Below are 20,062 nucleotides of genomic sequence, written 5' to 3'. Positions count from 1 at the left end.
AGAACAAAATACAACAGACAGATTTCACTGACAAGACAAAGAGCTTTCATGCTTTCCCACCTCACTTCCAAAGGAGAAGCCACGGAAAGCATAAAAAACTGACTTTTCCCTCTATCAGATACAAGTTGCCCGGATTTATGACTATATTTGCAAAATCTGAACACATTCTTATGAAAGCTTTACTTTTGACAGGACTACTATTCATTCTCATCCTCCCCGGATGCAGAAAAGAGACAAGCATACTTCCGCTATTACAATCTGTAGAGGAACTGATTCCCATGTATGCCGATAGTGCTTCCGTGCTACTGGACAGCATACAAGCCCCCGATGAACTGACTGATAAGGACTTTGCCCACTGGTGTATGCTATGCGGTAAAGTAACGGACGAAGCAGCCACCGGATTACTCCCTATCTACCAATGGCAACGGGCACAACAATGGTTCACCGAACACGGCACGGCAGAAGAACAGGCGCAAATAGACTTGTATCTGGGCCGTGCTTATGTAGAAGATGGGGAGTATGATAAAGCAATGCAAATATATGCCGATGCGCTGCAACTGGCCAAAGAACATCAGGCCTATAATGTGGCAGGGTATATTTGTGCCTATATGGCAGATTTGTATGGTTTTAGAGATATAACCAGTGAACGTCTGGAGAAAAGAAAAGAGGCCAGTAACTTCTTCAAGAAAGCAAGGAACTACAAAAGCTATGCATACGCCTTAAAAGATTTAGCGTGTGAATGTACACTCACTGATTCTTTTAATTGCACCATACCCTTACTTCAAAAGGCTGATTCCATCTCACAACTACTGCATAACAAAGATTTAACAGCTGATGTAGCCAATGCTTTTGGAGTGATATATGAGGCACAAGAAAAATACAAGAATGCCGAAAGATATTTCTTAAAAGCCATTGAAACGGGCAGCAAAGAAAGCTATAAGGATTCTATCTCCCTATTACACATATATATAAAAGACAACCAACTGGCAAAAGCACACGAATGGATTGAAACGATAACCAAACACAATGATATCGCTTATTACTTCAATCAAGCCTACTACCTGCTTTATAAGGCAGAAGGAAAATACAAGGAAGCACTCCATTACAAAGAAATCTGTTCCGACATGCTCGATTCACTGACATTAGTTCAAAATGAGACAAAAGTATTGGAAATAGAAAAAAAGTATAACAACGCCAAGATACGGGAAGAGAACGAACTATTAAAGATTACACAGCAAAGGAATACAATCATCATCATTATTGCCATCTCCTTATTCTTACTATCAGTTGCAGGATATATCATTTACCGGCAGAGAAGCAAAGCCAAAATCTATTACCAGCAAACAATTCTAGATAAGATGAAAATAGAGCTCCTTCACTTATCTGCAGAACTAGAAGAAAAAAAGCAGATTTTGCAAAAAGCATTGGCAGACAAAGAGAATAATGCCCACAAACTACAACAGGAAATAGAAGTAATATCCTATAAATACGACCGGCTGCAAAAGCAAAATCTGGAAACATCCACAGTTGGCAAGAAGCTTATTTCTTTGACTAAAAAAAATAGGCTTGAGGACTCCCAACTCCCTACTGACAAAACATGGCATTCCATAATGACGGAAGTAGACAAGATATATCCCCAATTCTACTCCCTACTAAAAGAGGCATTTCCCAACCTGACAGAATCAGAATATCAATATTGCTATCTCCATATCTTTGGATTTGACGCAAATGATGAAGCCAAATTGCTCGGCATCAATCCGGCTTCTGTACGAATGAAACGAACGAGAATTTATCAAGAGGTCCAACTAAAGCACAATAAAGAAACGTTCTTACGAGATTACATCATCAAAAACCTCTTAAAATAAATAGTTCTCATACTGGTCTTATTTTCAGTGAATTATAAAACACTACATATACATCACTGTATATAATAATTTTTATAACTCACTGATAATCAATAAATCTTGTATATACTATAACTCCCTCTTTTTGTCATTCATAATCCTATAATACCTAAGTTTGCACAAAACTAAAACGTAAAACGATTATGAACAAATTAAAAATGAGTTTGGCTTTGATAGCCTTAATTATTCCTCTATTACTATGCGCTAAAAAACGAAATATAGAATTTATAAAACATGGCAACCATAGAATTCCAGTAGAGTCATTCATTCCGGTAAAAGCTTTCTTTGACGACTGCAATAAAGAATTAACCATCGAATTCGCACAGGACTGGGAAGCGGTAACCATCGAGATTAAATCAAAAGAAGGATATGTAGTATATAGAAACCTCTATATACCCCACTCCAATTCTTCTTTATCAACTTCTTTAGAGAATATTCCGGCAGGAATATATGAACTGACAATCACCGATGAAAAGGGAATATTGGCAGGAGAATTTATATACGAAAACTAAAGTCCAATATTATGAAAAAGAAAAAAAGCACTCTACTTATTGTAAGCATGTCCTTTCTCCTTTCAATAGGAACACTTATGTTTAGTTCTTGCGCAGACAAGGACGATCCCTCTCCTATTCTTCCCACACCGGAAGACACTCCTTACATATTGAAACTAAAGTTTTCTGAAAAAGTAGAATTTAAAGAAATACTCAATAAAAACGATATTCAAGACCTAACAGAAACAGAAACTGCATATTTCGGAGAACGAATCCAATGGTCTTGCCCCCATGAATTACAATTCGATAGAGACTCCCTTTCCATTGTAAAAACCAATAATATAGTAGAAAAGTATAAACTAAAATGGCAAGATAAAAAATTATTCATATACCAGAAGCCAATAGATAAATGGGAATACTGTGGAGAAAAAGACGAAAATGGAAGAGTAATACTCAATATAGGATTCTATATAATAAAAAACAATAATGACCAACGTACATTTATGGCAATAGGACAAGAGTATAATCTAATCTCTTATTCAGAACTAATGAATCAAGATTTCCTTTCCATTATATGGCTGAAAAGAAAATATACCTTTGAATAAATATGAGTATAAAACCTAAATACAAAGAAATGAAAACTAAAATAATATACACCATCGTATTTTTGATGATTGCTAAACTTGCTTATAGCCAAGAAGAGCAATATAGTGCAGATAAGTTTGTGGCAAAATGCCCCAATGAAATATTCATAGGAGCAATATTGGAAGCCAACAGCATCAATCAAGACACATATAAGTTCCTGAAAATATCAATGAATCCTATAAACATGGGGTACACCATTCCTATAAAGTCACAAACAATCACTCCTTCCTATAATAACATGATGAAAGCTATTCATGAAGCGTTAAAAACAAACGATGTCTTGAAAAGTAACTATTCTTTTTCATTCGTAATTAAAAAGATAAAATCATACCAAGAATTAGCTGTCAATTGGGGACAAAATATTAACCTTCAGCAACTATTAGGCATCACACCCGATTATAAGCCTCAAAAGAATATTATATTGATAGATATAAATCAAAGTTTTTTCAGCATTATAATGGATATGCCGGAATCACTAAGCACTGATCCACAAGTTTTGCAACAATTAGACAAGCTTGCATTTATAAACTCAATACAATTTGGCAGAAAAGTTATACTAGTTATTGAAAGTAATATTGATTATGACAAATTACAAGAAGCTATTGACAATTTACTGAAGTCTAAGGAAGTTAGTCAAAAAGAACTAGCAATATTAGCCAATTCTAATATCAGATTGATGACTATTGGAAACAAAGAAATAAAAGATATCAACCCAGACAATCCTTTTACAAGCATACTTACTTATTTATCTTCAACAGTTACACCCGATGATTTCGGAGGACCTATATCATTTTCCGCCTCTAACATAAAAGATAATTCTGTATTTGTTAACTATTTCAATGTACAATAAATAATCATCATTATGAAAAACATCCGTTCTATTTTACACATACTTCTGCGTAACGCTAATCTGCTCATGCAATGAAGCAACAGAATTAGCCCATATTACCCCTAATGTCAGTCTTATAAAATATAAAGATATTGTTAAAATAGACTCTTTATATACATATCCAGGAGATTCTCTATATCAGAATTGGATAAATCAATATAATAAGAATCTGGAAGAGAAAACAAATATGAGCATAGATATTATATCCATGACAAAATATAATAACATTATAAACATTGATTCATCTGAAACATTTATGAAGGATTCTATTACGAATTCTTCATAACAATACACTATCAATCAGCTATCTACACCACAATGACGGATTTGAAGAATTTTCCGTCCTCTTTTAATTAATATACTCTTACAGGTTTAAAGCTCCCCCAGCCTTTTTCCCAATACCGGATGCACCACATCCGATGCAATCTCCGCCAGCGGGTCCATGACAAACCTCCGTTCAGTCATCAGGGGATGAGGGATTTCCAATTCCGGCGTATGCAGTATTAAATCGCCGTACAACAAAATATCTATATCAATCAGGCGGTCACTATAATTACCTCCCGCCGACTTCTTCATCCGACCTAATTCACGCTCTATCTCCTGTGTTTCCCGCAATATATCCAAGGGAGGAAGCACACTCTCCACGCAACAGGCGGCATTCAGAAAAGAATTTTCAGAAGAAAACCCCCAAGGGGCGGTAACATAAAAAGCGGAAAGGGCAGTAACCTCCCCTATCCGCTCATTTATCTTCCGGACAGCAACATGCAGATTTGATTCTTTATCACCCAGATTGGTTCCAAGTCCCAAATAAACCCTCATACGCTGCTCCAACCGGTATTACTTATCCAAAATCAACATAGCGTCGCCATAAGTACCGAAACGGTAATCTTCCTTCAACGCTGTGTGATAAGCCTCCATCACCAGATCATAACCACCGTAGGCAGCTACCAGCATCAGCAAAGTGGAGAGAGGCAGGTGGAAGTTAGTAACCATGCTGTTGGCTACCGAGAAATCATAAGGAGGGAAAATGAACTTATTGGTCCATCCGTCAAATTCTTTCAGATGACCATCCGTACCTACCGCAGTCTCTATCGTGCGCATCACTGTCGTTCCTACCGCACAAATATTCTTTCCTTCATCCTTGGCATTATTCACAATACGGCACGCATCCGCATTGACATACATCTGCTCCGAATCCATCTTATGCTTGGTAAGGTCCTCCACATCAATCTCGCGGAAATTACCCAGTCCGGCATGCATCGTCACAAAAGCAAAGTCTATACCTTTGATTTCCATACGCTTCATCAACTCGCGGCTGAAATGAAGTCCGGCAGTGGGAGCTGTCACAGCTCCTTCGTTCTTGGCAAAGATAGTCTGGAAACGTTCGGCATCTTCCTCTTCTACCGGACGACGGATGAAACTGGGCAGCGGAGCCTCTCCCAACGCATACAATGCTTTCTTGAACTCGTCGTGAGAGCCGTCATACAGGAAACGCAGGGTACGTCCGCGGGAAGTGGTGTTGTCAATCACTTCGGCCACCATGGAATCATCGTCACCAAAATAAAGCTTGTTACCGATACGGATCTTACGGGCAGGATCTACCAGCACATCCCACAAGCGAAGTTCCTCATTCAGCTCGCGCAACAAAAATACCTCGATACGGGCACCGGTCTTTTCCTTATTTCCATACAAACGCGCAGGGAAAACTTTCGTATCATTAAAGATAAACACATCTTTATCATCAAAATAGTCCAGGATATCCTTGAATACCTTGTGTTCAATCTTACCTGTTGATTTGTGAACAACCATCAGGCGCGACTCATCTCTATACTTAGCCGGATGCAAAGCTATTTTATCCTCCGGCAGTTTAAATTTAAATTGCGACAGTTTCATCTTATCTCTCCTTATTCGTTTATAACTTCTTCAATCTCTTGTTGGTCAAGCCATTCCGGAAAACTTTCCACCGACAAACAGTCTTCCAGTCTCACATCCCCCACCCGGGTACGTATCAGCCCTGTCAAATGAGCACCGCTATTCAAAGCTTCGCCAATATCACGGGCCAATGCACGGATATAAGTGCCCTTGCTGCACACTACCCTGATTTTAATCTCAGGCAGATTACATTCCAGCAACTCTATCTCGTCTATAATCAACGTCTTGGCTTTCAACTCCACATCCTCACCTTTTCGAGCCAAATCGTAAGCGCGTTTACCATCTACCTTACAAGCCGAGAAAACAGGCGGAATCTGTTCTATCCTGCCGATAAAACGCTGCAAGGCTTCCTCTACCAACTCGCGGGTGATATGTTCCGTAGGATAGGTAGCATCTATCTCCTTCTCCAGGTCGAATGAAGGTGTGGTAGCCCCCAACTGCAAGGTGGCAATGTATTCTTTGGTATGATACTGGAACTCTTCGATGCGTTTCGTTGCCTTGCCTGTACAAATAATCATCACCCCGGTAGCCAGCGGGTCTAATGTCCCGGCATGTCCCACTTTTATTTTCTTCACGCCCAGTTTGCGGCAAATATGGTATCTTATCTTGTTCACCACTGCAAATGAGGTCCATTTCAGCGGTTTATCAAAGTATAATACTTCTCCTTCTTTAAAATTCATCCAATTACATCAATGTGCACGCTATCGTAACGGCACCGGCTATGGCACAATAGATAGCAAAATAAATCAACTTACCTTTCTTCACAATATTAATCATCCACTTACAAGCTACACAGCCCGATATGAAAGCTGCCAGAAAACCTACAACCAATGACAATACAGATATATCTGATGTGCCGGCTGCAGCTCCTTTTACAATCTTCATACCATCCAGCAACGCCTCACCCAATATAGGAGGAATCACCATCAGGAAAGAGAACTGAGCCAGTTTCGCCTTGTTATCTCCCAACAACAAACCGGTAGCAATGGTAGTACCCGAACGGGATAATCCCGGCATCACGGCACAAGCCTGTGCCAGACCTATAATAAACGCATCCTTCATGCTGATGTTCTCTTTCAAACGAGGTTTTGCATAATAAGAGAAAGCAAGAAGCAAAGCTGTCAATAACAGCATACAACCTACAATGAGCAAGCCGGAACCGAAAATTTCTTCCACATAATCTTTAAAAAACACACCCACAATGCCGATAGGAATCATGGATACCAGGATATTGATCACATATTTTGTCTCCGCATTCATCTCAAACTTGAACAAGCCACGGAATATCCAGCCTATTTCTTTCCATAATATAACCAAAGTACTGAGTACCGTAGCCACATGCACTGCTATGGTAAAAGTCAGATTATCTTCCCCTTGTATGCCAAACAATGCCGAACCGATAGCCAGATGACCACTACTGCTGACCGGCAAATACTCTGTCAATCCTTGGAGCACACCAAGGATCAATGCCTCAAACCATTCCATTCTTTAAATAAAAATTGAGAATTAAAAATTAAAAAAATCAAGAGTTAACCACTTCTGTCTTGTCCTTTGGCTTGCGGACAATGCCATAAATCATAAAGATAAAGCCAAAGAAACATACTGCGGGCGCCACTTTGATGCGACGTACACTAAAAATATCCGGCTCAAAATATCCTTCTGTCGAACTAGGTCCTGTCATCAGCAGAAAACCGACAATAATCACTGCCATACCTATGGCAAGCAATATAAAATTAGTTTTATCAAAGGCGAATTTTTGTCTATCCATATCCTTTTATTATTAAATGTAATACAACGCACTAGCTTTCATGCGCAAGTATTTGTTGATTGATATATATGCACACATAAAGGTAATAACCACACCAAACACAAAAACAGAACCCATTACCATAAGCATGGTCATAGGGGTAATAATCTCAATCAATTCGGGTTCATATCTTACCAACGCATAGGCCATTCCTATCAATGCCGCATCTGCCATGGCAGCGGCCAGTATCCCTATCCATATATTCCGCACCAAAAAAGGACGACGGATAAATCCCCAGCTTGCCCCTACCAGTTTCATGGTATGAATCAGAAAACGTTTGGAATAAATGGCCAGACGGATGGTGTTATTAATCAGCGCAAAAGAAATAAGGGTAAGCAGCGCAGCCAGTCCCAATAGCAAAAAACTGATTTTCCGTATATTGCTGTTCACTGCATCCAGTAAATCCTGGGGATAGTTGATTTCCATTACTTTCTTGTTCTGCATAATTTTCTGCTCTATCCAAGAAATGCTGTCCGAATTGGCATAATCGGCATTCAGTTTTATTTCAATAGAAGCTGTAAAAGGATTATATCCCAAGAATTCAGCCGGGTCTGTACCCATCGCTTCGCTCTGCTCTTTCAACGCCTGCTCCTTCGATATATAGGAAGTTTCTTTCACAAAAGGTTCCTCATTCAATTTTTTCTGGAATTTCAAAGCGTCTGCTTCTTTCATATCATCGCTGATGAGTACGGAGAAACTGATGTTCTCGCGTACATACTTGGATAAGTTATTGGCAGACAGCACAAAGAATACCACCATCCCCAACAAGAGCAACACCAGCATTGTACTGATGCTGGAGGTAATGAACTGCATATCGAAAAAGGACCCTGATTTTTTTCCCATAATCACTTCTTTCTGAATACATAAATCATTGAACTACTGCGTTCTTTTTTCGCCAGTGAACTGAACCAGGCCAACAGGCCCGTCCACATTCCCTTCAAAAAGGACAAACGGCTGCCTTTATATCTTTCCGTCAACATGGATACATAAAAAGCATCAAAAGGCATCGGATGCTGTTCCGCTAATTTAAAACCATGCTTGACACCGAATTGTTGCATGACGGAAGGTGTAAAATGCCATAAATGACGGGGCACATCGTATGCCGCCCACCATTCCTTATACTTTTCCGCATCATACGAACTGGGATTAGGCACAGCCACTATCAATACTCCCCTCTCTTTCAACAGCTTGAATAATTTCTCCCACGTTTCATTCAGATGTTCCAGATGCTCCATCACATGCCATAAAGTTATGGCATCAAAAGAATGATCGGCATATCCCGCCAAAGCATCCTCCGTATCTACATCCAATTCAAAATGCTCTTTGGCAAACGAACGCGCCTGCGGACTTTTCTCTATCGCTTTCACCCGCCATCCGCGCTCCTTCATAGCATTACTGAAATATCCGGTACCGGTACCTATGTCTAACAAAGTACCTTTACTCAAACCGGATGTCCGTTTTATCAGCTTGGCTTTGCGTGACAGCATATACTTGCGTACCTCATGGTATACACGGTTCATCAGCCCCTTGCGGGTATCAGTGTGTGAAATATAATCGGGGGTCTCATAATATCGCCCTATCTCGGCTTCCACGGGTGCACCTTGTGTAAAAATAAAGCCACAATCATCGCAGCGAACCAAATTGAATTGTTCACCCGAAGCATAGTGATCCGTACAAGTGATTGCATGTCCCAAATGTTTTCCGCCGCACAACGGACAAGTATTTATTTTGAGTATATCCACTTTTTGCCCTAATTTGCTGCAAAATAACAAATAAATTGAATGAGAAGGACTATCCTTTAAGTACTTTTAAGAGTATAAGTTAATAATTCGTTTTTACTTTTCCTACATTTGTGCAGATAACTTAAAAAGAGACGGAAATGGAAAATAAAAAACTGACCCGTTCCAACAACAGAATGCTAGCCGGAGTATGTGCGGGACTGGCCGATTATTTTGGCTGGGATGTTACGGTAGTGCGCATTATCTATTCATTTGCCACGGTTTTCACAGCCTTTTCGGGCATTATTGTCTATATAATCTTATGGATTGTTATGCCCGAAAAGAAATATCGTGACGGTTACGAAGACCGGATGAATGACAGACTGCATAACCGATAACCGGAGGCATTATGCAATGCCCAGCAGTTCCACCTCAAATATTAATGTAGAGAAAGCAGGAATCGGCCCGCTTGTACGGTTGCCATATCCCATAGTATAAGGAATATAAACCACCCATTTATCTCCTACATGCATACGTTGAAGCGCCAGCTGCCATCCCTCTATGACATCACACAGCCGGAAAGCTTCGGGACAGTTACGGTCATAGGAATTATCAAACTCTTTTCCGTTTATCAGACTTCCCCGATAATGAACGGTGACAATACTTCGGATTGTAGGTGAAACTGTACCCGTACCTGTCTGCAATACTTTATAAAACATATTACAAGGTAAAGGACAAATACCTTCCTGTGTAGAAAGAACTTGCAAATATTGCAAGTTCTTTTCCTTATATTCTTCTTTTCTCCCCATCAGAACACCTCTTCTCCTTTCAATGTAGCCGAACTGGCTTCAGTAATGCGTACATGGACAAAATCACCGATACGATGATTCCCACGATCAAAGACCACCACCTTGTTTTGCTGTGTACGGCCAAAAAGCTGCTCTCTGGAACGCTTGGAAACACCTTCTACCATCACTTCGAAAGTCTTGCCTACATCACGGGCATTACTTTCGGCAGAAAGACGGTTCTGCAATTCAATGATTTCATTCAGCCGGCGTATCTTAACCTCTTCGGGTACATCATCCGGCAGATGCTTGGAAGCATATGTTCCGGGACGTTCAGAATATTTAAACATAAAGGCGGAATCGTACGCACACTCACGCATCAAGGATAGAGATTCCTGATGGTCTTCTTCCGTTTCCGAATGATAGCCGGAGAAAATATCAGTACTCAGACCACAATCGGGAATGATACGGCGAATAGCCGCTACCCTTTCCAAATACCACTCACGGGTATATTTGCGGTTCATCAGCTTCAATATGCGCGAACTGCCGCTCTGTACCGGTAAATGAATATGCTTGCATACATTAGGCGTTTCCGCAATGACTTGCAAGGTTTCATCACTCATATCCTTGGGATGTGAAGTGGTAAAACGAACACGCATGTCCGGAACCGCCTCGGCCACTGTGCGGAGCAGCATCGGGAAAGTAATTATTTCACCCTCTTTCTCAAAACGATAAGAATTCACATTCTGTCCCAGCAACGTTACTTCTTTATAACCTTTGTCTGCCAAGTCACGCACCTCATTCAGAATACTTTCCACATCACGGCTGCGCTCACGCCCACGGGTATACGGCACAATACAATAATGACAGAAATTATTGCAACCACGCATAATGGATACAAACCCGGAGATATGATTGCCGCAAATACGGGACGGAATTACCTCACGATAGGTTTCTGTAGTAGAAAGCTCCACATTAATGGCTTTCTCCCCCGCTTCCACCGAAGCGACCAAATCGGGCAAAGTGAGATAGGCATCCGGTCCTACGACAAGATCTACATGATGGTTCTCGATCAAATCATCTTTTACACGTTCTGCCATGCAGCCCAACACACCGACAATCAGATTCCGGCGTTTGTTTTTCTTCATAGAATGGAAAAACTCCAGACGGTTCAGAATCTTTTGTTCTGCATTGTCGCGAATGGAACAGGTATTCATAAATACAGCATCCGCTTCATCCAATGTTTCGCATACATGGTAGCCTGCCATTTGCATAATAGAAGCAATCACTTCACTATCAGCAACATTCATCTGGCATCCGTAAGTTTCAATAAACAATTTCTTGTTTTCGGAATCAGTTGCAGATTTAAAGTCTGCTCCTGTTGTTTCTTTCATATTTTCTCTGTTTTATGGTTTCGTAGGCAAAGATACGGAGTTACCGACAAATTAAACGAATAAAAGAGCCGAAAATTGAATATTATAAGAGATTTATGCATTTAACTGTTAAATAATTATAACCAGTGAACAAAAAAAACCGTTAACGTTACCAACGTATTATTATAATTCGCATATTTGCTTCCGAAAAACATTAGATTTTTTCATAGTTAAGGTTTAGGTTAAAAAAATAGGGGAAGACAACTGTGAAGTTCTCTTCCTTTTTTTATGCCCTTTTATAGAGTTAGTTATGAAATATTTTTCTAACTTTGAGCATTCATTATATAATAAGGAAAGTATGGATATCATTCAGGTTATCATATTTATAATAATCATTGTTGCAGCCATCGTGCAACAAATCTCAAGAACAGGCAAAGAGAAGAAAACACCTTCTCCAAAGAAAGTGCTTGCAGATATGTTTCCTGAAATAGAGCAGGAGAACATAGGAGAGGACCTTCCTGTTTCTTCCGTTCAAACAGTCCGCAAACCTCAGACTCCCCGCATGCAGCATCAGCCGATGGTCAAGAAGCCAACAGATCCACCCCGGAAAGAGAACAAAAGGGAAGACCGGACTCCTATAAGACTGAGTACTAAAGAAGAGGCACGACGTGCTTTTATTTATTCAGAGATTTTTAATCGCAAATATTAATAACAACTATACTAATAAGAATAACACATTGAATATCATGGGATTTAATATTATTTCCGCAGCCGAAGCAGCCAGCTATATCAAGCATGGCTACAACATTGGACTCAGCGGCTTTACTCCGGCAGGAACACCGAAAGCCGTAACACCCGAAGTCGCAAAAATAGCAGAAGAAGAACATGCCAAAGGTAACCCTTTTCAAATTAGTATCTTTACCGGTGCTTCTACAGGAGATGCTACAGACGGCATCTTATCCAGGGTCAAGGCAATCCGTTACCGTGCTCCTTACACAACCAACCCCGATTTCCGAAAAGCCGTAAATAACGGCGAAATAGCATACAACGATATCCATCTGTCACAAATGGCACAGGAGGTACGTTACGGGTTCATGGGTAAAGTAGATGTCGCTATTCTGGAAGCGTGTGAAATCACTCCCGACGGCAAAGTTTATCTGACAGCCGCCGGTGGAATTGCACCGACTATTGCACGTCTGGCAGATAAAGTGATCATCGAATTGAACGCTGCCCACAGTAAAAACGGTATGGGCCTGCACGATGTTTATGAACCGCTTGACCCGCCTTACCGTCGTGAAATTCCTATTTACAAACCCAGCGACCGTATCGGTCTGCCTTATGTACAGGTAGACCCGAAAAAAATCATCGGCGTAGTGGAAGTAAACACCCCTGACCAGGCCCGTTCATTTACCGCACCGGATCCTATCACCGACCAGATTGGACAAAATGTTGCCGACTTCCTGGCAGCTGACATGAAACGGGGTATTATTCCTGCAAGCTTCCTGCCATTACAGAGTGGAGTAGGTAACATTGCTAATGCCGTATTGGGTGCTTTGGGACGAGACAAAACAATTCCCGCCTTCGAAATGTATACGGAAGTATTACAAGACGCAGTGGTGGACCTGATTCGCCAGGGACGTGTAAAATTTGGAAGTACCTGTTCATTGACTGTCACCAACGAATGTCTGCAAGGTATTTATGATGATATCGACTTCTTCCGTGACAAACTGGTCATGCGTCCGTCTGAAATCTCAAACAACCCGGAAATTATCCGTCGTCTTGGTGTTATATCTATCAATACAGCCATCGAAGCAGATATTTACGGTAATGTAAATTCTACTCACATCAGCGGCACCAAAATGATGAATGGTATTGGTGGCTCAGGTGACTTTACCCGCAATGCCTATATTTCCATCTTTACTTGCCCGTCTGTGGCAAAAGAAGGAAAAATCAGTGCCATCGTTCCTATGGTTTCTCACGAAGATCACAGTGAACACGATGTCAATATCCTTATTACTGAACAAGGTGTTGCCGACTTACGCGGCAAGAGCCCGGTAGAACGCGCCAAGGCTATCATCGAAAATTGTGCACATCCGGATTATAAGAACATTCTTTGGGATTATGTAAAAATGTCTTCCAAAGGACAAACTCCTCATTGTATTCCGGCTGCATTGGCTATGCATGATACGCTGGCCAAGAAAGGGGATATGCGCCTGATAGATTGGGCAGAATATAAATAGTCATTATTTGCTGTATCTCATACGTTTCCGGTCGGTACGATGTATCCGGCCGGAAACTTTTTATATCTATCCCACCTTTTTGTATAAAAAACAATATCTTCCACCTTTTTAATCAAAAAATACACGGACTTTTTTCACAATTATTCTATTTTTGCCGTGTAACTAATCATTTTTACCATTTTACTATGAGAAACAAAATTCTATATTTATTTGCTTCCCTTGTGATGCTAAGCGGCTGTAACAATCAACCGGCTTATAAAGACAGCAGTTTATCTCCCGAAGAACGGGCAGAGGATTTATTGCAACAACTTACTCTAGAAGAAAAAGTTGCCTTAATGATGGACAATTCCAAACCTGTCGAAAGATTAGGCATTAAACCTTATAATTGGTGGAACGAAGCCTTGCACGGAGTGGCACGGAGCGGACTGGCCACCGTCTTTCCTCAGCCTATAGGCATGGCGGCCTCTTTTGAGCCCGATGCCATACATACCATCTATACTGCAGTTTCGGATGAAGCCCGGGCCAAAAATGCCGCATACTCGGCGGCGGGAAGCTACGAACGGTATCAAGGCCTGACCATGTGGACACCCACCGTCAATATTTATCGCGATCCCAGATGGGGGAGAGGTATTGAAACGTACGGGGAAGATCCTTATCTGACAAGTGTCATGGGGGTAAATGTGGTAAAAGGATTGCAATGCATGGATGCTAATCAAAAATACGATAAAATACACGCTTGTGCCAAACACTTTGCCGTCCATTCAGGGCCGGAATGGAATCGTCATGAGTTCAATGCGGAAAATATCAAACCGCGTGACTTGCATGAAACTTATCTTGTACCTTTCGAAGCATTAGTAAAAGAAGCAAAAGTAAAGGAGGTAATGTGTGCCTATAACCGTTTGGAAGGTGATCCGTGTTGCGGAAGTGACCGCCTGCTGATGCAAATTCTCCGTCAAGACTGGGGATATGACGGCATTGTACTTTCAGATTGTGGTGCTATTGACGATTTCTATCGGGAAAAAGGACACAAAACACATCCGGATGCTGAATCGGCCTCTGCCGCCGCAGTATTAAGCGGTACGGATCTGGAATGTGGTTCCAGTTATAAAGCATTGGTAGAAAGCGCTAAAAAAGGATTAATCAGTGAAAAGGACATTGATGTATCCGTAAAACGATTATTAAAAGCACGCTTTGAATTGGGGGAAATGGATGATCCTGACAAAGTGGAATGGACTAAAATTCCTTATTCTGTGGTTTGCTCGGCAGAACATGATTCCCTGTCACTAGATATAGCACGCAAATCAATGACGCTGTTACTGAACAAAAATAATATCCTGCCACTGAAACGCGGTGGACAAACCATCGCCGTCATGGGACCTAACGCAAATGATTCTGTGATGCAATGGGGTAATTATAACGGTACTCCCAAACATACGATCACCTTATTGGAAGGTATCCGCTCAGCCATGGGAGAGAACGACAAGCTGATCTATGAACAAGGTTGCAGCTGGGTGGAGCGCTCATTAATCAGAAGCGTTTTCAGCCAGTGTACTTCTAAAGAAGGTCCAGGATTCTCCGCCCGCTATTGGAACAACAAGGAATATGAAGGAAATGCGGTAGCCACCGCACAACTTACCACACCGTTCCGTCTTTGCACTTCCGGAGCTACCGTATTTGCTCCCGGTGTGAACCTGACCGATTTCTCGGCCGTCTATCAAAGTGTGTTCACCCCCCAGGAAACAGGAGAGGTTATTTTCAACTTCTATAGTTGTGGAGCTACACAATTATTGATAAATGGTGAAGAAGTAAAGAAATTCACCAACAAACATGGGGGCAGGGGACAAGCTTACGCCATGCATGCAGAAGCCGGCAAGCCATACGATATAGAAATCCGCTTCCAATACTTTAGTGGAGATGCACAGTTGAATTTCGATCTTGGATTTAAAGAAGAAGTCAACATTAAAAACACGGTAGCAAAAGTGAAAGATGCTGATGTAGTTATATTTGCAGGCGGTATATCTCCAAGTTTGGAAGGAGAGGAGATGGGTGTCAATTTACCGGGATTCCGCAAAGGAGACCGTACTGACATCGAACTTCCGGCTGTTCAGCGTGAATTGATAAAAGCACTCTGTGATGCCGGGAAAAAAGTTATTTTCGTTAATTTTTCCGGATCACCCATTGCCATGGAACCCGAAACCAAATATTGTCAGGCCATTTTACAAGCATGGTATCCGGGACAATCCGGAGGTAAAGCTGCTGCCGAAGTCTTGTTCGGCGATTACAATCCCGCCGGACGACTGCCCGTTACTTTTTACCGGAACATAACGCAATTACCTGATTTTGAAGATTATAATATGACAGGACGTACTTACCGTTATTTTAAAGGTGATCCTCTTTTCCCATTCGGTTATGGTTTGAGTTATACCACTTTTAACTATGGTAACATCAAACTGGAGCAAACGATTAAAGTAGGAGAAACTGCCAAAATTATTGTTCCTGTAACCAATACCGGTAATCGTGACGGGGAAGAAGTAGTACAGGTATATCTGAAAAAACAAGAAGATGCGGAAGGACCGGTTAAAACACTGCGTGCTTTCAAACGTGTACAAATTCCTGCAGGAAAAACAGTCAATGTAGAATTAGAGTTAACACCCAAACAATTGGAATGGTGGGACGCGCAGACAAATACCATGCGCACCATAGCCGGAAACTTCGATATAATGGTAGGGGGTAATTCTAAAGATGCTGAATTACAAGTAAAGACGCTGACACTGCAATAATAACTCCGAATAAAATAAATCAAGTCTGCGGCATTTTTGTCAAATTCTATATTTAAAACAAAAATGCCGCACTTGACAAAATAAAAACATCAGAACAACTCAATCTGCTTATCTGCCTTTATTTGTTGCACAAAATAGTTGTCATGACTCACCACCAACAAAGTGCCTTGATAATCCTTCAAAGTTTCGGTCAATATCTCCATACTCAGAATATCAATATTATTAGTAGGTTCATCCACAATAAAAACATCGGGGGCCTGTGCACTCACCATAAGACAACAGAGAGAAAGTTTCATCTTCTCACCTCCACTCAGATAGCTACACTTCTTGTTCCATGTGGAAACAGGAAACAAAAAACGGTTGAGAATCGTTCTCAATTCATTATCATACAATTCACTATTGAATAAGGCAAGTTGTTCCAATACCGACAAATCATTACGAATTATAGAATATTCCTGATCAAGATAAACGTACGTCAGCCCTTCTGCCTGTATCAAAGAACCTTGAGTAGGAGCAAGACTTCCGGTTATCAACCTCAATAAAGTTGTTTTACCACTACCATTACTTCCTTTCAAATGAATACGGTCACCACTTTTGATGGTAAACTCAAGAGGAGAAGACCACAAAGGATTTTCTCCATACGAATAATTCACACTTGAAGCTACGATAAGTATCTTACCGATATGCAAAGAAGATGAATTGAAATTTACTTTCATCGCCTTCATATCAGGTAAAGCTTTATGCAGTTCTACTGTTTCTCCTGCCAAAAAACGGATCTTATCAGCATGAACATCTCCTAAACGGACAGTACTTTTCTCAGCCTGATCCCTGAATGTATGCATTGCCATCTTTCCGACTCCTTTCTTCACATTTTGTTTTTTACCTCGCACATCATGCTTTTGTTGACGCTCCATTACCTCACGTGCCTGCTTTCGGGCTTTTTGTAATTGCTTTTCATTCTCCTTCAACCGGGTTTGCAGAGCTTCTACAGCCAATTTCTTCTGTTCTTTATAGAAATCGTAATTTCCAGCATAATAAGTGACACCTTTTGCAGTAAGCTCATAGGTAGAAGAAAGTAAATTGAGTAATGTCCGGTCATGGCTGACAACCAGTATCCCTGCTGCAGCAGTAGTTATAAAACGGTACAGCCGGATACGGCTTTCGTCATCCAAATGATTGGTAGGCTCATCCATCAAAATAAAAGCAGGAGAGTATATAGTAATTCCTGCTAGAAAAACTTTTGTTTTCTCACCGCCACTCAACAAATGCATGGGATAGGAAAGAGGTACTCCTACCAACCCCCATTCATTCAAAGCAGCAACCGCTTTCTCTTCTATTTTCCAGTCATCCGCCAAAGCCGTAAAATGCTCTATCGAAGCATCTCCCTGTAAAATGGCATGAAGTGCATATAACTTTCTTTCTATTCCCAATGCCCCGGCTACTGTCAAATGATTAAACTGACCAAAATGCTGTGGAATAGAATAGGGGATATCCGGACATATAATTTGTCCTTCAGAAGGTAATAGCTCTTTAGTTATCAATCGCATCAAGGTAGATTTTCCCGAACCGTTGTTTCCGATGAGGGCTACTTTTTGCCCTTTACTGATAGTAAAACTGACATTACTGAAAAGCACATCTTTATCCGGATGCATGTAAGTAATGGACTGTACATGTATACACATACTCTTTCTAAGAATTTTAAATATGAATACTGAAAAGTTCGTAGTTGGAATAAGAAGACAACTATTGCGCAACAAACGAAATTATTTCGCCTGCTGTCCCAACGTAAAAACAAATAGTTGTATGGAAATGAATGTTTTAAATTCTCATCGGAATATTTTTAAATTTGCGAGACAAAGATAGCAGGTTTATGGAACATAAAAAAATATTCCTCAATCTAAATGAATAGATTGAGGAATATCAGAATAAAAAATCTATTTATTCAAATGAAGGCAAAGTCACAGAGAAATGAGGATTCGGAGTATGCTGTGTTCTGATAATCTCTTTCATTTGTTTCACAATATCCGGATGTCCGGCAGCGATATCATGGTCTTCATGAATATCTGTAGCAAGATTGTAAAGGAAAGGAGTCCCTTTTTTCACTACCATCTTCCAGTCTCCCATACGTACACCAATCTGATCGGTTTCATCAAATTCCCAATACAAGAAATCATGTTTCTTCTGTCCTTCCTGCCCTAACAAAGTCGGAGCAAAAGAAATACCATCAAAATAATCCACATCTTTTTTCTTGTTAGTGTACTTCTTTACATAATTCTTCACACCTGCCAAGTCACAAAATGTAGGCATCAAGTCATAGAAAGCCAACTGATGATCATTGACCGTTCCTTCGGGTACTTTGCCCGGCCAACGTACAATGAACGGAATACGGATACCTCCCTCATAACATTGACGTTTCAATCCACGAAGTTTGCCGTCACGACCAAAAAAGGTAGGATCAGCTCCTCCTTCTTCATGAGGGCCGTTATCACTGGTAAAAATCACAATGGTATTTTCGTCCAGTCCTTTCTCCTTTAATTTGTTCAAAACTTCTCCTACATAATAATCCAAGCGAGTAATCATGCCGGCAAACTGCGCATGGGTGTGTACCGACGGATTATATCTTGATCCTTCCTGTCCACCCCAAGTTTTATCTTCAAAAAACTTCTTTTGATAACCTGTCAGAATAGAATCTTCGGGCTGCGCCAGCTCTGCATGAGGAAGCGTATAAGTAAAAATACCAAAGAAAGGTTGCTTGCCATCCTGTTTATCCAACCATTTCATTGCTTCTTCATGGATCATATCCGCAGAATATTGCGGACGTTTGAAATAGTCCTTACCAAACATAGGATAGTTGATATTCTCATCCATCACTACACGAACCACTGCCGTATCACCAGCCGATTTACTATACCGGTTCAGGAAATTCGGATAATATAAATGAGCCTGAAACTGACAGATATAACCATAATATTCATCAATACCCCGTTTGTCCGGCGTAGACACAGATCCCTCATAGCCCCCTGCCCATTTACCAAACATACCGGTAGTATAACCGTTATCTTTCATTATTTCAGGTATAATCACATGACCGGGATCGTATGGATGTTGCCCCACCACGGCATATTCCTTATTATTTCCATACATCACAACAGGGGCATCGCGCCAGTACTCCTTGTTCCCACGTACTTCACAATGTCCGGAATGTTGCCCGGTCATAAATGACGCACGTGATGGAGCACTCACCGGACTACCGGCATACGCTTGTGTAAAACGCATACCTTCTTTAGCCATATTATCAATATTCGGTGTACTGATGTAGGGCTGACCGTAACACCCTAAATCACCATACCCCATATCATCACACATTATATAAATGATATTCGGTTTAGGGGTTTTCTGGGCATAAGCACCTAATAAAGGAAATGCCAGCCCACTGGTTAAAAGAAAGAGGTTTCGATTTTTCATATATTCTGTTTTTTACTGAATTTAATAATTACT

The 20,062-nt window shown here is 40.8% G+C and carries 19 protein-coding genes; 8 read left to right on the top strand and 11 right to left on the bottom strand.

Annotated elements, in window-relative coordinates; translation table 11 throughout:
• The first annotated feature begins 170 nt into the window (after positions 1-170).
• The 4 genes from BVU_RS05955 to BVU_RS05940 all read left to right on the top strand — a co-directional run bounded on the left by BVU_RS05955 (position 171) and on the right by BVU_RS05940 (position 3,890).
• On the top strand, positions 171-1,865 hold the full coding sequence (locus BVU_RS05955) for a tetratricopeptide repeat protein (protein WP_041174419.1): 1,695 nt from the start codon (positions 171-173) through the stop codon (positions 1,863-1,865).
• A 182-nt stretch (positions 1,866-2,047) separates the two neighbouring features.
• Positions 2,048-2,416, top strand: a complete 369-nt coding sequence (locus BVU_RS05950) for a DUF3244 domain-containing protein (RefSeq protein WP_005844002.1) — start codon at positions 2,048-2,050, stop codon at positions 2,414-2,416.
• Positions 2,417-2,427: 11 nt separating this feature from the next.
• Positions 2,428-3,000 carry a hypothetical protein gene (locus BVU_RS05945; protein ID WP_011965076.1) on the top strand — a complete coding sequence of 191 codons (573 nt, stop codon included), beginning with the start codon at positions 2,428-2,430 and terminating at the stop codon, positions 2,998-3,000.
• Between the two features lie 29 nt (positions 3,001-3,029).
• Complete coding sequence (locus BVU_RS05940) at positions 3,030-3,890, top strand: thiol-activated cytolysin family protein (RefSeq protein ID WP_011965075.1); 861 nt, start codon at positions 3,030-3,032, stop codon at positions 3,888-3,890.
• 411 nt (positions 3,891-4,301) lie between these two features.
• Here BVU_RS05940 and folK read toward each other — a convergent pair whose 3' ends face one another.
• Genes folK through BVU_RS05905 form a run of 7 tightly spaced genes read right to left on the bottom strand, consistent with a single transcriptional unit; the run spans position 4,302 to position 9,410 of the window.
• Entirely contained in the window at positions 4,302-4,748 is a 447-nt protein-coding gene (gene folK / locus BVU_RS05935) for a 2-amino-4-hydroxy-6-hydroxymethyldihydropteridine diphosphokinase (protein ID WP_005844011.1), read from the bottom strand.
• 18 nt (positions 4,749-4,766) lie between these two features.
• Positions 4,767-5,822: a tRNA preQ1(34) S-adenosylmethionine ribosyltransferase-isomerase QueA gene (queA, locus tag BVU_RS05930; protein WP_005844013.1), complete on the bottom strand. Its 1,056-nt coding sequence runs from the start codon at positions 5,820-5,822 to the stop codon at positions 4,767-4,769.
• Between the two features lie 11 nt (positions 5,823-5,833).
• On the bottom strand, positions 5,834-6,541 hold the full coding sequence (gene truB / locus BVU_RS05925) for a tRNA pseudouridine(55) synthase TruB (RefSeq protein ID WP_005844015.1): 708 nt from the start codon (positions 6,539-6,541) through the stop codon (positions 5,834-5,836).
• A gap of 4 nt (positions 6,542-6,545) precedes the next feature.
• Positions 6,546-7,346, bottom strand: coding sequence for an undecaprenyl-diphosphate phosphatase (locus tag BVU_RS05920; RefSeq protein ID WP_005844017.1), 801 nt, complete (start codon positions 7,344-7,346; stop codon positions 6,546-6,548).
• A 37-nt stretch (positions 7,347-7,383) separates the two neighbouring features.
• Positions 7,384-7,629 (bottom strand): DUF3098 domain-containing protein, encoded by a 246-nt coding sequence (locus BVU_RS05915; RefSeq protein WP_005844019.1) that lies wholly within the window; start codon positions 7,627-7,629, stop codon positions 7,384-7,386.
• Positions 7,630-7,641: 12 nt separating this feature from the next.
• Positions 7,642-8,511 carry a cell division protein FtsX gene (locus BVU_RS05910; RefSeq protein WP_005844021.1) on the bottom strand — a complete coding sequence of 290 codons (870 nt, stop codon included), beginning with the start codon at positions 8,509-8,511 and terminating at the stop codon, positions 7,642-7,644.
• 2 nt (positions 8,512-8,513) lie between these two features.
• Positions 8,514-9,410 carry a class I SAM-dependent methyltransferase gene (locus tag BVU_RS05905; protein WP_011965074.1) on the bottom strand — a complete coding sequence of 299 codons (897 nt, stop codon included), beginning with the start codon at positions 9,408-9,410 and terminating at the stop codon, positions 8,514-8,516.
• Positions 9,411-9,547: 137 nt separating this feature from the next.
• Between BVU_RS05905 and BVU_RS05900 the strand changes: the two genes are divergently transcribed.
• Positions 9,548-9,784, top strand: a complete 237-nt coding sequence (locus BVU_RS05900; protein WP_005844025.1) for a PspC domain-containing protein — start codon at positions 9,548-9,550, stop codon at positions 9,782-9,784.
• A gap of 9 nt (positions 9,785-9,793) precedes the next feature.
• Here BVU_RS05900 and BVU_RS05895 read toward each other — a convergent pair whose 3' ends face one another.
• Positions 9,794-10,195, bottom strand: a complete 402-nt coding sequence (locus BVU_RS05895) for an FKBP-type peptidyl-prolyl cis-trans isomerase (protein WP_005844027.1) — start codon at positions 10,193-10,195, stop codon at positions 9,794-9,796.
• On the bottom strand, positions 10,195-11,565 hold the full coding sequence (miaB, locus tag BVU_RS05890; RefSeq protein ID WP_005844029.1) for a tRNA (N6-isopentenyl adenosine(37)-C2)-methylthiotransferase MiaB: 1,371 nt from the start codon (positions 11,563-11,565) through the stop codon (positions 10,195-10,197). The genes BVU_RS05895 and miaB overlap by 1 nt, the downstream gene beginning before the upstream one ends.
• Before the next feature lie 337 nt (positions 11,566-11,902).
• On the opposite strand from miaB, the gene BVU_RS05885 reads away from it, so the two are divergent.
• The 3 genes from BVU_RS05885 (at position 11,903) to xyl3A (ending at position 16,564) form a co-directional block, all read left to right on the top strand.
• Positions 11,903-12,253, top strand: a complete 351-nt coding sequence (locus BVU_RS05885; protein WP_005849938.1) for a hypothetical protein — start codon at positions 11,903-11,905, stop codon at positions 12,251-12,253.
• A 37-nt stretch (positions 12,254-12,290) separates the two neighbouring features.
• Complete coding sequence (locus BVU_RS05880; RefSeq protein ID WP_005849940.1) at positions 12,291-13,784, top strand: acetyl-CoA hydrolase/transferase family protein; 1,494 nt, start codon at positions 12,291-12,293, stop codon at positions 13,782-13,784.
• Positions 13,785-13,969: 185 nt separating this feature from the next.
• Positions 13,970-16,564 carry a xylan 1,4-beta-xylosidase gene (gene xyl3A / locus BVU_RS05875; protein ID WP_008666475.1) on the top strand — a complete coding sequence of 865 codons (2,595 nt, stop codon included), beginning with the start codon at positions 13,970-13,972 and terminating at the stop codon, positions 16,562-16,564.
• Positions 16,565-16,653: 89 nt separating this feature from the next.
• Here the strand turns inward: xyl3A and BVU_RS05870 are convergent, their stop codons facing one another.
• Together BVU_RS05870 and BVU_RS05865 are read right to left on the bottom strand one after the other, a co-directional pair.
• Positions 16,654-18,246: an ABC-F family ATP-binding cassette domain-containing protein gene (locus tag BVU_RS05870; RefSeq protein WP_008666477.1), complete on the bottom strand. Its 1,593-nt coding sequence runs from the start codon at positions 18,244-18,246 to the stop codon at positions 16,654-16,656.
• Between the two features lie 256 nt (positions 18,247-18,502).
• Positions 18,503-20,029: an arylsulfatase gene (locus BVU_RS05865; protein ID WP_005849945.1), complete on the bottom strand. Its 1,527-nt coding sequence runs from the start codon at positions 20,027-20,029 to the stop codon at positions 18,503-18,505.
• Positions 20,030-20,062: the final 33 nt, after the last annotated feature.

The sequence above is a fragment of the Phocaeicola vulgatus ATCC 8482 genome (assembly GCF_000012825.1).
GTDB lineage: Bacteria > Bacteroidota > Bacteroidia > Bacteroidales > Bacteroidaceae > Phocaeicola > Phocaeicola vulgatus.
The sequence above is the reverse complement of the archived record's forward strand: the minus strand, read 5'-3'. Positions and strand labels throughout refer to the sequence as shown.